The following is a 489-nucleotide window of genomic DNA, read 5'->3' on the forward strand; positions in this document are numbered from 1 at the left end:
AGCTAAGCCGGCTGTGTCAACCCTTGACACCCCACTTAGGTCAAAATAGATGATTTTATGCTTAGTTTGTAGCTGCTTGTTCAGAAGTTGTTCATCGCCAATTGAATTTCGAGAGAGCTCGCCGCTCGCTCGAAACTGTTGATCATCAATTTGGCTTATCGCCAATTTAGTCATTCGAGCTGCTGCCTCTAAATTGAACTGGAAGCTTACTTTTTTGCTCTAAAAGGTCACTTACCTTATCAATACCTTGCTGACGCAAAATACCTTGTAGCTCACTTTGCTTAGCATCTAACAAGCTTATCCCTTCAGCAATCATGTCGTATGCACGCCATTGCCCACTGCGATCTTCACGAACTTTAAAATCAATGCGGATATCTGGCTTACCATCTTCGATAATTTTTGTTTTTACTACAACCACATCCTGACCTTTAAATGGTTGCGGTGCACCAAATTCAACGTGTTGGTTAGTATATTGGGTAAATACACCTG

Annotated in this window: 2 protein-coding genes; both read right to left on the minus strand. The window is 41.7% G+C overall.

The features are described from left to right. Nucleotides 1-174, minus strand: a 174-nt coding sequence (locus tag PSH48_RS20850; protein WP_443197876.1) for an STAS domain-containing protein, incomplete at its 3' end; no start/stop codon positions are given. Next, nucleotides 167-489, minus strand: a 323-nt coding sequence (locus tag PSH48_RS20855) for an MlaC/ttg2D family ABC transporter substrate-binding protein (RefSeq protein ID WP_273612308.1), incomplete at its 5' end; no start/stop codon positions are given. The genes PSH48_RS20855 and PSH48_RS20850, both read right to left, overlap by 8 nt.

Source organism: Pseudoalteromonas sp. Angola-4 (assembly GCF_028599265.1).
Lineage (GTDB): Bacteria > Pseudomonadota > Gammaproteobacteria > Enterobacterales > Alteromonadaceae > Pseudoalteromonas > Pseudoalteromonas atlantica.